Source organism: Marinobacter sp. tcs-11, assembly GCF_002049515.1.
GTDB lineage: Bacteria > Pseudomonadota > Gammaproteobacteria > Pseudomonadales > Oleiphilaceae > Marinobacter > Marinobacter nauticus.
In genome coordinates this window covers 146694-159312 of sequence record NZ_LLYU01000008.1, presented here as the reverse complement: position 1 = coordinate 159312, position 12619 = coordinate 146694, and the positions used below count along the sequence as shown (strand labels likewise).

Annotated in this window: 15 protein-coding genes; 5 read left to right on the top strand and 10 right to left on the bottom strand. The window is 58.9% G+C overall.

What is annotated here, in order from left to right:
* Positions 1-36 precede the first annotated feature (36 nt).
* The 6 genes from nirJ to ARC85_RS11105 form a co-directional block, all read right to left on the bottom strand.
* On the bottom strand, positions 37-1236 hold the full coding sequence (gene nirJ, locus ARC85_RS11130; protein WP_286714859.1) for a heme d1 biosynthesis radical SAM protein NirJ: 1200 nt from the start codon (positions 1234-1236) through the stop codon (positions 37-39).
* Positions 1237-1369: 133 nt separating this feature from the next.
* Positions 1370-1891 carry a siroheme decarboxylase subunit beta gene (gene ahbB / locus ARC85_RS11125; protein ID WP_199452493.1) on the bottom strand — a complete coding sequence of 174 codons (522 nt, stop codon included), beginning with the start codon at positions 1889-1891 and terminating at the stop codon, positions 1370-1372.
* Complete coding sequence (locus ARC85_RS11120) at positions 1866-2327, bottom strand: Lrp/AsnC family transcriptional regulator (RefSeq protein WP_014422490.1); 462 nt, start codon at positions 2325-2327, stop codon at positions 1866-1868. Before ARC85_RS11120 ends, ahbB (ARC85_RS11125) begins: the two co-directional genes overlap by 26 nt.
* Before the next feature lie 22 nt (positions 2328-2349).
* Positions 2350-2886: a siroheme decarboxylase subunit beta gene (gene ahbB / locus ARC85_RS11115; RefSeq protein ID WP_023008603.1), complete on the bottom strand. Its 537-nt coding sequence runs from the start codon at positions 2884-2886 to the stop codon at positions 2350-2352.
* Positions 2883-3347: an AsnC family transcriptional regulator gene (locus ARC85_RS11110; RefSeq protein WP_011786568.1), complete on the bottom strand. Its 465-nt coding sequence runs from the start codon at positions 3345-3347 to the stop codon at positions 2883-2885. The genes ahbB (ARC85_RS11115) and ARC85_RS11110 overlap by 4 nt, the downstream gene beginning before the upstream one ends.
* A 29-nt stretch (positions 3348-3376) precedes the next feature.
* On the bottom strand, positions 3377-5101 hold the full coding sequence (locus ARC85_RS11105; RefSeq protein ID WP_278350465.1) for a nitrite reductase: 1725 nt from the start codon (positions 5099-5101) through the stop codon (positions 3377-3379).
* A 223-nt stretch (positions 5102-5324) separates the two neighbouring features.
* Here ARC85_RS11105 and ARC85_RS11100 point away from each other — a divergent pair, with 223 nt between their 5' ends.
* The 5 genes from ARC85_RS11100 to ARC85_RS11080 are packed head-to-tail and all read left to right on the top strand — an operon-like array spanning position 5325 to position 8794.
* Positions 5325-5690: a c-type cytochrome gene (locus ARC85_RS11100; RefSeq protein ID WP_278350464.1), complete on the top strand. Its 366-nt coding sequence runs from the start codon at positions 5325-5327 to the stop codon at positions 5688-5690.
* Positions 5691-5704: 14 nt separating this feature from the next.
* On the top strand, positions 5705-6907 hold the full coding sequence (locus ARC85_RS11095; protein WP_278350463.1) for a cytochrome D1 domain-containing protein: 1203 nt from the start codon (positions 5705-5707) through the stop codon (positions 6905-6907).
* Between the two features lies 1 nt (position 6908).
* The gene (locus ARC85_RS11090) at positions 6909-7652 is read left to right on the top strand and encodes a PhnD/SsuA/transferrin family substrate-binding protein (RefSeq protein WP_278350462.1); all 744 of its coding nucleotides are present in this window, start codon (positions 6909-6911) and stop codon (positions 7650-7652) included.
* Positions 7653-7665: 13 nt separating this feature from the next.
* On the top strand, positions 7666-8448 hold the full coding sequence (locus ARC85_RS11085; RefSeq protein WP_278350461.1) for a CbbQ/NirQ/NorQ/GpvN family protein: 783 nt from the start codon (positions 7666-7668) through the stop codon (positions 8446-8448).
* Entirely contained in the window at positions 8420-8794 is a 375-nt protein-coding gene (locus ARC85_RS11080; RefSeq protein WP_278350460.1) for a hypothetical protein, read from the top strand. Before ARC85_RS11085 ends, ARC85_RS11080 begins: the two co-directional genes overlap by 29 nt.
* 168 nt (positions 8795-8962) lie before the next feature.
* Here ARC85_RS11080 and ARC85_RS11075 read toward each other — a convergent pair whose 3' ends face one another.
* Genes ARC85_RS11075 through ARC85_RS11060 form a run of 4 tightly spaced genes read right to left on the bottom strand, consistent with a single transcriptional unit; the run spans position 8963 to position 12592 of the window.
* Positions 8963-9202 carry a cytochrome C oxidase subunit IV family protein gene (locus ARC85_RS11075; RefSeq protein ID WP_011786561.1) on the bottom strand — a complete coding sequence of 80 codons (240 nt, stop codon included), beginning with the start codon at positions 9200-9202 and terminating at the stop codon, positions 8963-8965.
* A gap of 12 nt (positions 9203-9214) precedes the next feature.
* A complete protein-coding gene (locus ARC85_RS11070; RefSeq protein ID WP_153740639.1) occupies positions 9215-9790 on the bottom strand; it encodes a cytochrome c oxidase subunit 3 in 576 nt (191 codons plus the stop codon).
* Between the two features lie 11 nt (positions 9791-9801).
* Positions 9802-11625: a nitric oxide reductase activation protein NorD gene (locus ARC85_RS11065; RefSeq protein ID WP_153740640.1), complete on the bottom strand. Its 1824-nt coding sequence runs from the start codon at positions 11623-11625 to the stop codon at positions 9802-9804.
* A 16-nt stretch (positions 11626-11641) separates the two neighbouring features.
* Positions 11642-12592: a 4Fe-4S binding protein gene (locus tag ARC85_RS11060; protein ID WP_153740641.1), complete on the bottom strand. Its 951-nt coding sequence runs from the start codon at positions 12590-12592 to the stop codon at positions 11642-11644.
* Positions 12593-12619 lie beyond the last annotated feature (27 nt).

Sequence of the window (12619 nt, the reverse complement as noted above, 5' to 3'; positions counted from 1 at the left end):
CATTTTTTTCGCGGGTTTGTGGTCATGGCGCGTTCCTTAAAGATTGTGAACCGGGATTTCGATCACCGGAGCGGCGACCCGTCGCGGGGTGTTATCAACTACCCCGATTTCCTCGTTGGTGAGATAGCAGCCCGGATCTTCCTCCCAGAAGTCGCCAGACACGTTGTAAGCCCGTACCCGGGTATTGCCGTTGCAGATATTCAGGTATTTGCAGTCTGCGCAGCGCCCTTTTACCGGGCGCGGATGCTGGCGGAAGCCCTGCATCAGCGGATCGGTGGTTTCCGACCAGATCTTCGAAAACGGGGTTTCCCGCACGTTGCCCAGGTTGTGATCCCACCAGAAGGTGTCCGGATGCACCACGCCGAGGTTGTCTATATTGGAGATATTCACGCCGGAGGAGTTGCCGCCCCAGTTGGTCAGCCGCTGGGTGAGGGCGTCGACCTGGTCCGGGTAATGCTCTTTGGCCCACTCAATCAGAAAGGGACCATCAACATCGTTGTTGCCGGTGACGTACTCCCGCTCGATACCGCGCTTGAGTTCGTCGTGGCAGTGGTTGAACAGAAGGTTCATGGCATCGCGGGTCATGTCGTACCAGGCATCCCGCTTCTTGTTGCGGCCGCCCCGGCCGGAGTAGTTCAGGTGAGACAGGTAGAACTTGTCGATCTGGTGCTCGTCCAGCATCTCCAGCATGGCCGGCAGTTCCGGGTAGTTATCCTGGGTCAGGGTGAAGCGCAGGCCCACTTTGATGCCGGCTTGCTTGCACAGGGCTACGGCGTGCATGGACTCTTTGAAGGCGCCTTTTTTCTGGCGGAATTCATCGTGGGTGGTTTCCAGGCCGTCGATACTGATGCCTACGTAGTCGTAGCCCACCTCGGCGATTTTGCTGATGTTGTCTTCGGTAATCAGGGTGCCATTGGTGGACAGGCCCACGTAGAAGCCCATAGCTTTAGCCCGGTGGGAAATATCAAAGATGTCGGGTCGCATCAGGGGTTCGCCGCCGGAGAGGATGAGTACCGGTACGCCGAAGGCTTTCAGGTCGTCCATCACCTTGTAGACTTCCTGGGTGGTGAGTTCGCCCTTGAAGTCGATGTCCGCTGAAATCGAATAGCAGTGCTTGCAGGTGAGGTTGCAACGGCGGATCAGGTTCCAGATTACCACCGGGCCGCTGGGCTTGGGGACCGGGCGCACCGGTACCGGGTTCATCAGGCTCTTGATGTAGCGGGTCATGCGAAACATAGTTTTTCTCTCTCATCGGGAGTGGCTTTCTTGCCTCTCCGGGCGGGCCTTTACCGGCTCTCTGCCCTTCTAACTATCCCCCTGCGGGCGCTGGGTATCCATACCTTTGATGGAGTACTTCAGGAGGTACGTGCTACTGCCTATCTGTTTGTTTTTTCAGTCGTAATCCTGTTTTTTTCAGGATGGCGGAACTGTACAGGATGGTGTGTCCGGTGCAGGCGTCGCCGAGTACCTCGCGGATTTGGGCTGCCTTGTGCTCGACTTCCTCGCGGCTGATCCCATGCACCATGGCAAAGAGGTTGAAGCTCCAGTAGGGCAGGTGTCTTGGTCGGCGGTAGCAGTGGCTGACAAAGGGCAGGCAGCCGACTTTCTCGCCGAGTTCGGCGATTGCATCATCCCGGACATCCCATACGGTCATGCCATTGAACCGGTACCCGAGTTTGTAGTGATCCGGTACCGCCGCGACTCTCCGGATGACCCCGGCTTCCTGCATTCGTTGAAAACGTGACAGCACCTCGTCTGCGGGCATGTCGAGCTGTTTTCCCAGTTCGGCCCAAGGGTCGGAAACCAGCGGTAATCCGGATTGGGTGGCAACGATGAGTTCACGATCCCGGTTACTCAGCACCGGGTCAGACTTCAAAGTGAAGGTGGACATGGAACTCCTGCTCCTTGGGCATGTTGTAGACCGGGTAGCCCGTAAGTAACTCAATCCGCTTGATGGTTTCGTCAATGCCTTCCGGTGTTTCCGTGGCCAGAACAAACCACATGTTCAACTCATGCTCGCGGCGGTAGTTGTGGGCTACCTCGGGGAAGCTGTTCACCTGCTCGGTCACATTGGCGAAATCTTCATCCGGAATGCGCATGGCCGCGAGCGTCAGGCCGCCGCCCATTTCGCCAGCATGAAACATGGGGCCAAAACGAGTCAGGGTCCCGTTGTCCAGCAATGCCTGGAGGTGCTTCAGCAGAGTTACTTCTGATACACCCAATTCATCGGCCACGTCTTTGTAGGGGGTTCGCGTAAGTGGCAGGCCGTATTGCAGGCGGTTGATGATGGCACGCTCCAGGGGCGTGAATTCGGGTAGTACAGGCATGTGGTCTGATGGCTTTGAACGCTCAGCAATTGCTGACATAACGGCCTCCGCGCTGCAGGTAGGCTTTGTTGCTGAACAGGATGGCGTGATCCACATTGCTCAACTCGTGTTGCTCAATCAGACCAGCGAGCTGATTCAGAACCCGTTCGCGACTGACGCCGTGAATCATGCAGAACAGGTTGTAGGGCCAGTCTGGCAAGCGTCTTGGGCGCTGGTAACAGAGGGTGACACAAGCGGCGGCTGCCATGGCATTGCCGAGCGTCGAAACCCGATCGTCCGGTACGTTCCAGACCACCATGGCGTTAGCCCGATAGCCCAGGGTGCGATGCTTGACTACCAGTCCCAGGCGTTTGATCAGGCCCTGCTGCTGCCACTGGCTGACAGCGTTCATAACCTGTTGTTCGGACAGCCCGGTGCGCTCGGCCAGGGTCTGATAGGGGCGAGGTGTCAGGGGGAGGCCGTTTTCCAGCTGCTCGCGTAACCTCAGCAGGCCCCAGGCACTCATGGATTCGGTATCAAACAGATAGCTGTAGTTCGGGCCGGTGGCTGGCAGGTTCATGGTAATGCCTCCCAGTCGATGTCAAAGCCCAGATCGATATGGTAACCCTCGACCATTGGCAGTCTCAGCATCGGCAGCTTCAACTGGTGTTCCAGCTCGTCCAGCCGTTCCTCCAGAGTGTCTTCATCCGGAGCGGTCATCACGAACCAGAGGTTGTAGGTGTGCTCCCGGGCGTAGTTATGATTCACGCCCGGGGCACGGTTGATCCGGGCCGCCACCAGATCCATCTGTTCTTCTGGCGCGGCCACGGCAGCCAGCAGGCTGGCGCCCGCCTGACTGTGTTCAAACACCGGGCCGACCCGGCTGAGCACCTGCTGTTCCTGCAGGGCAGACAGTCTCTGGATAACCTCTTCCTCGGTCAGGCCCAGTGTCCGGGCCATTTCCTCGTAGGGGCGTTCGCAGACCGGCAGGTTACGCTGGTAACTGTCGATCAGTTGTCTGTCTGCCGCATCCAGTCTCATCAGGTTGCTCCTCCGGGCCGGGGCCGGGATCAGTACACGTCGTGCTGGGTGTTGTAAGTGTTGAACTTACCGGTCGGGGTGACCATGTAGTCGCCCTTGATCACCTTCTTCAGCTTGCGTGTCTTGTCGTCGACTACAACAATGGCGGATTTCTTGTCCTGGGTGTTCCAGACAGAGAACCACACTTCATCGCCCGCCTTGTTGTATTCCGGCTGTACCACACGCTTGGGACCTTCGCCCAGCTCTGCCCAGTCGGCAATCGGCAGCACGTCATAGCCGGCATCAAAGTTGTTGATGTCGAAGACGGCTACGCTCTGGCTTACGGCTTCCGCCGGGTTCAGGGCGGTGTCTACCCACAGGTTCTTGGACTTCGGATGGGTCTTCACGAACAGTGAGCCACCACCCTGGCCATCCACCGTGCGAACCACCTTCCAGGCTTTGTCTGGATGGCCTTCCGGGTCGGTACCGATCATCTGGATGGTCTGATCACCCAGGTGAGAGGTCGCCCAGACCGGACCATGCTCGGGGTCAACAAAGTTGGCGCCACGTCCCGGATGCGGAATCTTGCCAACATCAACAATCGCCTCCAGGTTACGATCCTGAGCATCCACAACCGCAATCTTGTTGGAGTTGTTGGCCGCCGTCAGGAAGTAACGCATGCTGGCATCCCAGCCGCCATCGTGCAGGTATTCCGCTGCATCAATGGAGGTGATGTTCATGTTCTCCATGTCTTCGTAGTTCACCAGCATGATCTTGCCGGTTTCTTTCACGTTGACGATGAATTCCGGGTGGGCGTGGGAGGCGACAATGGCAGCTACCCGTGGCTCAGGATGGTATTCCTGGGTGCTCACGGTCATGCCCCGGGTGCTCACAATCTTCTTGGGCTCCAGAGTGTCGCCGTCCATGATCACGAACTGCGGTGGCCAGTAGGTGCCGGCAATGGCGAGCTTGTCTTCCCAGCCCTTGTACTTGGAGGTTTCGACAGAGCGTGCTTCCATGCCGACCTTGATCTTGGCGACGGTCTGCGGTTCTTCCATCCACAGATCGATCATGTTGATCAGGGCGTCACGACCGATAACCAACACGTAGCGGCCGGAGGCAGACATCCGGGAGATGTGCACTGCGTAGCCGGTATCGATGATCTTCACGACTTCCTTGGAATCACCGTCGATCAGGGCGATCTGGCCGGCATCACGCAGGGTGACGCTGAAGATGTTTTCCAGATCCAGGTCGTTCATTTGCTTGGTCGGCCGGTCTTCCGGCGGAACGATCACTTCCCAGGTTTCCTTCATGTCAGCCAGGCTGAATTCGGGAGGCATGGGAGGCTCGTGCATGATGTACTTGGCCATCAGTTCCACGGTTTCTTCATCGAAGTCACCGGACGTCAGCCAGTTCGGCATGCCGGCCGGGGAGCCGTAACTGATAAACGCCTTGAGGTAGTCGATACCGCGCTCCTGGGTGATGTCCGGAGTCAGCGGTTTACCAGTGGCGCCTTTACGCAGTACGCCGTGACAGCCGGCGCAGCGCTGGAAGTAGATCTGCTTCGCTTTCTCGAATTCTGCATCGGTCAGATCCGGCGCACCTGGGGAGCGAACAATTTTGGCAGATTCCGCATCTACTGCACTGGGGGTGCCTTCATAGGCCATGGTGGACTTGTCAGGATCTTTCGGGGCTGCCTGTGCGTTCATTACGCCCAACGACGTAATGGCCACGGCCAGTGCCAGCGGCTTGATCATCAGTTTGGTTACTCTCATCAGGTTCTCTCCTTGGGGTTCAAGAGTACTCCTAGGTTTCTCTTGTTATGGCTTATGAACCTTGATTAATGTCAGAAAGATGCTGGTTTTCAAGAGAGTACCTCGCAGGTGGTAGATGGCGTATGCCTAAAGATCACTGGATACCTGCCACAAATTTAATCAATATCAAGGCCATGAAATTGTTGGGATTGCAGCATGACTGTGATCCTTCAGGAGAGCGCTGATGAAACGGTCCGCACTGGGCGTTTGCTGGCAAGTGAGTGTATTGGCTACCGCCCTGATGCTGACGGCAGGCGCTGTTGCCGGGGCACCGGAAACCGAGGATGAGTTGGCCAATTTTGTCATTCAGGATTGTGGCTCTTGCCATGGCCTGAAACTGAAAGGCGGCCTTGGCCCGCCCTTACGGCCTGAGGATATCGAATCCCTGCCAGAGGCAGCTATTGCAGCCATCATTCGGGAGGGCGTTCCCGGTACGGCGATGCCACCCTGGAAAGCCCTGCTGACCGACCAGGAAATTGCCTGGATCAGCGAGCAGCTGAAATCCGGCGCCCTGATTGCCCCCGAAACCGATTCTTCCCGAAGCCGATAACCGAAGGACTCACGATGAAACGTCTGTTTGCACCGATTGCACTGACCATCGCCGCCACCGTGATCACCGGCTGCCAATCCCTGTCGGTGCCGGAGCCTGTTGAGCTTCGCGGCACAGGTGACCTGGGTTTGATCATAGAGCGGGCCACCGGCTCAGTATTGGTGGTGGACCACTCCGAACATGAAATCCTGGGCCGGGTAGAAGGCCTGGGCGATTTGTCTCACGCCTCAGTGGTGTACTCGCGGGATGCCCGCTACGGCTATGTGTTTGGTCGTGATGGCGGGCTCACCAAAGTCGACCTGCTCACCCGTACGGTGATCGATCGGATCATTCAGTCCGGCAACAGTATCGGTGGAGCCATTTCCCAGGATGGTCGTTACGTGGCGGTGTCCAACTACGAGCCCGGCGGCGTGAACATTTTCGACAGTGAGACCCTGGATACCGTGGTGGAAATTCCCGCGTACTATACCAACGCCCAGGGCGTGCAGGATCAGTCCAAGACCGTGGGCCTGGTGGATGCCCCGGGCAACCAGTTTGTGTTCAGCCTGTTCGAGGCCGGTGAAATCTGGACCGTGGATATGCACAGCAATCCGCCGGGCGTGACTCGCCATGAGGCTGGTAAAGAGCCCTACGACGCGCTGATCACCCCCGATGGCCGCTTCTATATTGCCGGCCTGTTCGGCGAAGACGGCTTGTCGATGATGGATCTGTGGGAGCCGAAACAGGGCGCGCAGACCATCCTGCCGGATTACGGCAAGGGCGAGCAGCGCCTGCCGGTCTACAAGATGCCGCACCTGGAAGGCTGGGCCATCGCCGACGGTTATGCCTTTGTGCCGGCGGTCGGTCGCCATGAGGTTCTGGTCGCCGATATGGAAGACTGGAGCATGGTGCAGCGCATTCCGGTGCAGGGCCAGCCGGTGTTTGTCATGGCCAGCCCGGACAACCGCCAGATCTGGGTCAGCTTTGCGCACCCGAAGAACGACGTGGTGCAGGTGATTGATTCCCGCACCCGGGAAATCATCCGTACCCTGGAGCCCGGCAAGTCCGTTCTGCACATGGAATTCACCCCGCGCGGTGAGGAAGTGTGGGTATCTTCCCGGGACAGTGATCGGGTGACCGTCTATAACACCCGAACCCTGGAAGAAGTGGCAACCCTGCCGGCACAAAAGCCGTCTGGCATCTTCTTCACCAACCGGGCGCACCAGCTGGGCTTGTGAGATGAGGGTGGCCGCTGGCGGCTGGCTGTTTATGCTCTGGGCCGGTACCGTCAGCGCCGGCCAGTTTTCCGGGCCGGTGCGACTTGAAGTACAAACGGAATCCAGGTCTGTCACCGTGGCCAGTTACCGGCTGCAGCGTTATCTCGACAAACAGAACTGCAAGGCAGAGCTGGTGTTCAATCAAGCCGTTGAGGGTGAGGCTCAGGTTGAGAGTGACCTGGTGTACCGGCAGGATGGCTGGGAGGGCAGGCTCAAGCTCCGGGCCGTCAACGCCGATGGCCAGGATCCGGTTCCGGTCTGGGTAACCCGGAGAACCGCCGGTGTGAGAACACTGGGGGAGCTGGAAGGGCGGGATGTCTCGCTGGTGGCAGGAACTGATCCGCTCTCCGGGCAGCTTGCACTCAAGGCCCTGGCTGCCGAGGGTATAACGCCGAAACCGGGGCAGCGATATGAAGCAGGTGATTTCAGCTCTGCCCTGGGTTTGTTGCTGCACAACAACACCCATGCGGCGGTCTCGGAACTTGGGTTGGTGACGCCGTTCCTGGAATCCCAGGGCCTGGCCATTACCTGGCAGGGAAAGCCCGTTTCAGGTGCTGGCTGGTATGCCGGTACCGACACCACGAACCCCGGATTACAGCAGTGCCTGAGGGCATTGCTGGAACTGAAGCGCAGCGACGATCGCCAGATATTCAATCTTTTCCCGGAATGGGTGCACGGCTTTGCCTCACCCGATTCCCAGCCTTAAAAGGAAGCTGTTTATGACCTTCTACCAACCCGCCGGCAACGAAGTCGAACTGTTCACCGCCGCTGCCGACAACGGCCTGCCGGTACTGATCAAAGGCCCCACCGGCTGTGGTAAAACCCGCTTTGTCCGCTACATGGCCGAAAAACTCGGTCGCCCGGTCTACACCGTGGCCTGCCACGATGACCTTACCGCCTCTGACCTGGTTGGCCGCCACCTGATCGGTCCGGACGGCACCTATTGGCAAGATGGTCCGCTGACCCGGGCGGTGCGGGAAGGCGGAATCTGCTACCTTGATGAAGTAGTGGAAGCACGAAAAGACACCACCGTGGTACTGCACCCGCTGGCGGACGACCGCCGGGAACTGCCCATCGAACGCACCGGCGAACTGCTCAAGGCAGCACCCGGTTTCATGCTGGTGGTGTCTTACAACCCGGGTTACCAGAGTTTGCTGAAAGGCATGAAACCCAGTACCCGGCAGCGTTTTGTCTCCATGAGCTTCGATTACCCGACGCCGGATGTGGAGCAGACCATCGTTCAGCAGGAGTCCGGCTGCGATGCCGACCTTGCGAAGCAGCTGGTAGGGCTGGCAACCTCGCTGCGCAAGCTCAAAGATCACGATCTGGAGGAAGCAGCCTCAACTCGGTTGCTGATCCACACCGCATACCTGATCGCATCCGGTATGCCCCACATCGAAGCCTGCCGGGCCGGAATGATTGAGCCGCTATCGGATGACGCGGTCACTGTTAACGCACTGATGGAGGTGGTGTATGCCGTATTCGGGCAGTCCGAAGACTGAACCGCCCGGGGCGATTGCCCCGGTTATCTGGTATTTGCTGAACCTGCTGGCGTTGCCGATTATCGGCTTCGTTGTGTTACTGACGATTGCCATGAAATCCGGTGATGCGCATGCGTTGCGGCGGGCCCATAGCAAGGCGGCGGTTTATATGTCGATACTGGGAGCTATGCTGATCAGTTCGGGGGTTGCTGTTTGCTGGCTCATCTACGGCAACACCGGGTTATTCTGGACCTATGCCATTGTCTGGGCTGTCGTTCTGCACACGTCGTTCGTACTCTGGGGGATGATTGCTCTGGCGCAGGCTATTGGCAACAAGCCGCCTATGTTTCCGCGGCGATTGTTGTAACTTGAGGTTTGGTGCAAGGCAGGGTCGGGTAGGTCCTTCCAAAAAACGCTCCTTGCGGCACATCCATGTGGCGCTTCTGTTCCGCCATCCATGGCTCCACAAATTTTTGGAAGGACCTACCCGACCCCGCCGTTCGATCCTTCTCACGGGATTCCGCGGCGCGTGCTATTAGCCTGCCAGGTGAATTCCTGCCAGAACCGAGACAACGACAACCGCCCAGCCCTGAGCTGCCATACGCCAGCCCCAGGGGGCATGTTTCATTTCCATAAAGTGATCAACGAGTAAAACCGCTTTTACGATCACCAGCCCAAACACCAGCCAGACCAAAACCGACATGTCCGCACCGGCCTGCAAGGCCAAAACTGGCGTCATCGTACAGATCATCAGCGCGATATAGACCACTAGCATCAGAAAGTCTCCTCAGGCCAGGACATAGAGCATCGGGAACAGCACCAGCCACACCAGGTCGACCATGTGCCAGTAGGAGGCGCCGGACTCCATGCCGTTCATGTCGTCGCCGTTGTAGTCGCCTTTTTTCACCTTTACCGCCAGCACCACGAGGATGATCTGGCCCAGCACCACGTGCATGAAGTGGAAGAACGTCAGGAAGAAATAGAACATGAAGAAGGTGTCGGTGCCCAGGTTGTAGCCGTTGGCGTAGAGGTCCGCGTATTCGTAGAGCTTGCCGAAGGTGTAAATGGACGACGCCGCGATGGCGGCCCAGAGCAGGGCGGTTGTGCCGGTTTTCCGGTTGCGCAGGCGATGAACGGACAGGGCGACCAGGTAGCTGGCGGTGATCAGGCCAACGGTGTTGATCAGTCCGGTCCAGGGATGTAGGGCCTCCTTGCCGGCGGAGAAGGTGGCCGGGTCCAGGCTTCGGGCCACGCCATAGCCGATAAACAGAATGCCGAACACGGCCAGTTCCGCAAAGATGAAAAACCATACCGCGATGTCGCCGGGCAGGTGCCGCCTGTGGGCGGCTTGTACGTCAGCCATGACAGTCTCCGTTAACGGGTCAGGTTCATGTACAGCTTGGGTAGCTGGCCGGGCAGTTGGGTCGGGTCTTTGATGACCACGAAGTTGCTGCTGCCGAACACGTAGGGCAGGTATTCGTTGGCTTCTTCGTCGATGGTCACGCAGAACGGGGTCAGCCCGGCCTTGTGGGCTTCCTGCACGGCCATGCGGGTGTCTTCCACGCCGTAGCGACCTTCGTACAGGTCCAGGTCGTTGGGTTTGCCGTCGGTCAGCAGAAGTAAGATTTTCTGGTGCTCTGGCCGGGTCTGTAGCAGTTTTATGGACTGACGGATGGCGGCGCCCATACGGGTGTAGTAGCCCGGTTCCAGGGCCTGGATACGGCCTCTTGTGGTGTCGTTGTATGGCTCGTCGAAACTCTTGATGTGGTGGAAGCGAATGTGGTCCCGCCGCCTGGAGGAGAAGGCAAACAGGGCGAACGGATCGCGGCTGGCGGTGAGAGCTTCGCTCAGCAGTTGCAGGCCGTCCCGGGCGATGTCGATCACCCGCTGGTGGTTATTGATGTAGGTATCGGTCGACAGCGAAATATCCGTAAGCACCAGGCAGGCGAGGTCCCGCTGGTTCTGCTTGCACTGGCGGAACAGCTTCTGATCCACTTCGCCAATGCCGCGTTTGTGCTGCACCATGCGTTCCAGGCATGCGTCCAGGTCCAGCTCTTCCCCTTCCAGCTGCCGGCGTTCCCACTGGCGCAGAGGTTTCAGCGCACTGAACTGGCGACGCAGGGTCCTGGCGGAGCGATTCAGGTGCTCTGGCAGCGGCGACGGCGTGGCGTCTTTGCTGAGCAGTGGCTGCAGGCAGCAGAATTTTGCCCGGTAATCCTGGCGGCGCCAGTCCCATTCCGGCAGATGAATGCCCGGGCCCAAATGCAGGTCGTCATTTTCTTCCGAGGGCAGGTCCAGGTCGAACTTGATTGCGGAGGAGGCTTCGCGCCGGTCCTGGGACACGGAGATCATGTCCATGTCGTCCGCCACGGCATCGGCGTCTTCCTCTTCGCTGTCGTCGCCGGCGCGGTCGATGGGAATGAATTCAGACCAGGAAAACAGGCTTTCCAGCCGGAACAGCATCAGCCCCTGGTCTTTATCGAAAGCATCCACCCGTTCGGCGCGGCGGCGTTTGCGTTTTTTGGCCAGGCCGCCGGATTTGGACATGGTGTTGTCGTCGCCAATGATCTGGCCTTTGAGTTTGCCCCGGCCCAGTACCGGATACAGCCAGAGCACCACCGGCCAGGGGTCGGTCAGGGCTTCTGGCAGGTCGTCTACGCTGCCCGGGTGAATCAGGGCCTGGCGAATGGCGGCCTCGCGCCTGGCTTCGTTGCCACGAAGGCTGTCTGGTTCCGGACGCCATTGCAGCGTGTGTTTTACCAGCCGCTGGTACATGGGCTCCAGGCCCGGCCAGCGGCTCAGCAGTTCCTGCACCATGGCCTGATTGCCTTGCAGCCAGCTGTGGTGGTGAATTTCGCCGAGCGACGCGAGGGCTGCCAGCCACAGGTACAGCTCCCGGTTCACCTTGCGGGACGGGAACAGGGCCAGTCTGTCTGGCAGGCGCAGGCTTTCTTCATCGCGCCAGGCCAGTTCAAATTTGCGGTGGGTGCCGGCCAGCTTTTGCAGGAATCGCCGGCGAATCTGGAAATGCCGGGGCTCAGCAGTCACCAGACTCAGAGCAGGGTCTCCGCCCATGGCCCGGAACATGACACCGAGTGTGCGGGCTTCGTCTTTCAGATGCACGGCATACTCGGGGAATTCGCCCATGGCCTGGCGGGTTACGTAGTCGTGCCATTTCAGTCCGACCCACTCTTCCATCTCGTGTCCTCGTCGTTCAGGCCCGTGATTGTCGCGGGGTGGATTCCACCTGGCGCACGGGAATCAGCACCGTCTGTTTGCCAGGTTCGCCGGGCTCCCAGGTCAGCAGGGAGCCTTCGGGGTTGTCTTTCTGTACTTCCCGGCAGGCGCTCACGCACTGCAGGCACTGGGTACAGCTGAATTTCGCCCGCTTATGGCTGCGGGTGGGCAGGCGCATGGGACAGGCTTCGTCGCAGGCTTTGGTACAGTCCCGGCACGCGGCAGCGCGTTTGGTATCGAAGGTAACCACCCGGCCCTTGCCGTTGGTCATCCAGGCGATGCTTTGTACCAGCCCCACGGCGCAGCCATATTTGCAGAACAGGTGCCGGGCAAACAGGAAATCGAAGGTAAAAACAGCGGTTGCTACCGCCAGGAAAATGCCGGGATACAGCCCAAGCTGGCCTGTCACCAGATCGGTATACAGGGCCATCGGTGGCAGCAGATATGAAAGTAATGCCAGGGCCCAGGAAAAACCGATCAGGGCGCACACCAGAGTAAGGCCGGCCCAGTGAATGGCCTTGCCTGTGCTGCCTTTTTTCAGGGCTTCCCAGAGGGTTGGGCGGCCGGTAATGCGGGTCATCAGGTCGTTGATGGTTTCTACCACGGAGAAGTGGGGGCACAGCCAGCCGCAATACAGGCGGCCCCACCTGAAGGCAATCCACAGAACCAGAGGCACCAGCACCAGAATGGGCAAGACAAACCAGAACAGGATCTGGCCAGCCACCTCGGCGGGAGTGCTCTGGGCGACCCAGTCCAGATTCAGGTTAAACGACAGGGGAAAGCCCAGCAGTATGAAGCGGGTTTCGGTCAGGTCGTAACGGAAAATATTGAGTACGGGCGCAAGCAAAAACAGCAGGAAGAAGGCGCTGCGGGTAATCAGGCGCTTCTGCTGGAGGGTGTCTTTCGGGTTGACGGCTTGCGCATGCACAGAGGTTGTCCAGGGTTTCGGGAATGT

Bases quoted from the DNA above. Each gene is read 5' to 3' on its own strand.
- ARC85_RS11065 (WP_153740640.1), bottom strand. From the start codon at position 11,625: ATGGAAGAGTGGGTCGGACTGAAATGGCACGACTACGTAACCCGCCAG.
- ARC85_RS11095 (WP_278350463.1), top strand. From the start codon at position 5,705: ATGAAACGTCTGTTTGCACCGATTGCACTGACCATCGCCGCCACCGTG.
- ARC85_RS11080 (WP_278350460.1), top strand. From the start codon at position 8,420: ATGCCGTATTCGGGCAGTCCGAAGACTGAACCGCCCGGGGCGATTGCC.
- ARC85_RS11110 (WP_011786568.1), bottom strand. From the start codon at position 3,347: ATGAGACTGGATGCGGCAGACAGACAACTGATCGACAGTTACCAGCGT.
- ARC85_RS11085 (WP_278350461.1), top strand. From the start codon at position 7,666: ATGACCTTCTACCAACCCGCCGGCAACGAAGTCGAACTGTTCACCGCC.
- ARC85_RS11075 (WP_011786561.1), bottom strand. From the start codon at position 9,202: ATGCTAGTGGTCTATATCGCGCTGATGATCTGTACGATGACGCCAGTT.
- ARC85_RS11105 (WP_278350465.1), bottom strand. From the start codon at position 5,101: ATGAGAGTAACCAAACTGATGATCAAGCCGCTGGCACTGGCCGTGGCC.
- ARC85_RS11120 (WP_014422490.1), bottom strand. From the start codon at position 2,327: ATGCCTGTACTACCCGAATTCACGCCCCTGGAGCGTGCCATCATCAAC.
- ahbB (WP_023008603.1), bottom strand. From the start codon at position 2,886: ATGAACCTGCCAGCCACCGGCCCGAACTACAGCTATCTGTTTGATACC.
- nirJ (WP_286714859.1), bottom strand. From the start codon at position 1,236: ATGTTTCGCATGACCCGCTACATCAAGAGCCTGATGAACCCGGTACCG.
- ARC85_RS11070 (WP_153740639.1), bottom strand. From the start codon at position 9,790: ATGGCTGACGTACAAGCCGCCCACAGGCGGCACCTGCCCGGCGACATC.
- ARC85_RS11090 (WP_278350462.1), top strand. From the start codon at position 6,909: ATGAGGGTGGCCGCTGGCGGCTGGCTGTTTATGCTCTGGGCCGGTACC.
- ARC85_RS11100 (WP_278350464.1), top strand. From the start codon at position 5,325: ATGAAACGGTCCGCACTGGGCGTTTGCTGGCAAGTGAGTGTATTGGCT.
- ahbB (WP_199452493.1), bottom strand. From the start codon at position 1,891: ATGTCCACCTTCACTTTGAAGTCTGACCCGGTGCTGAGTAACCGGGAT.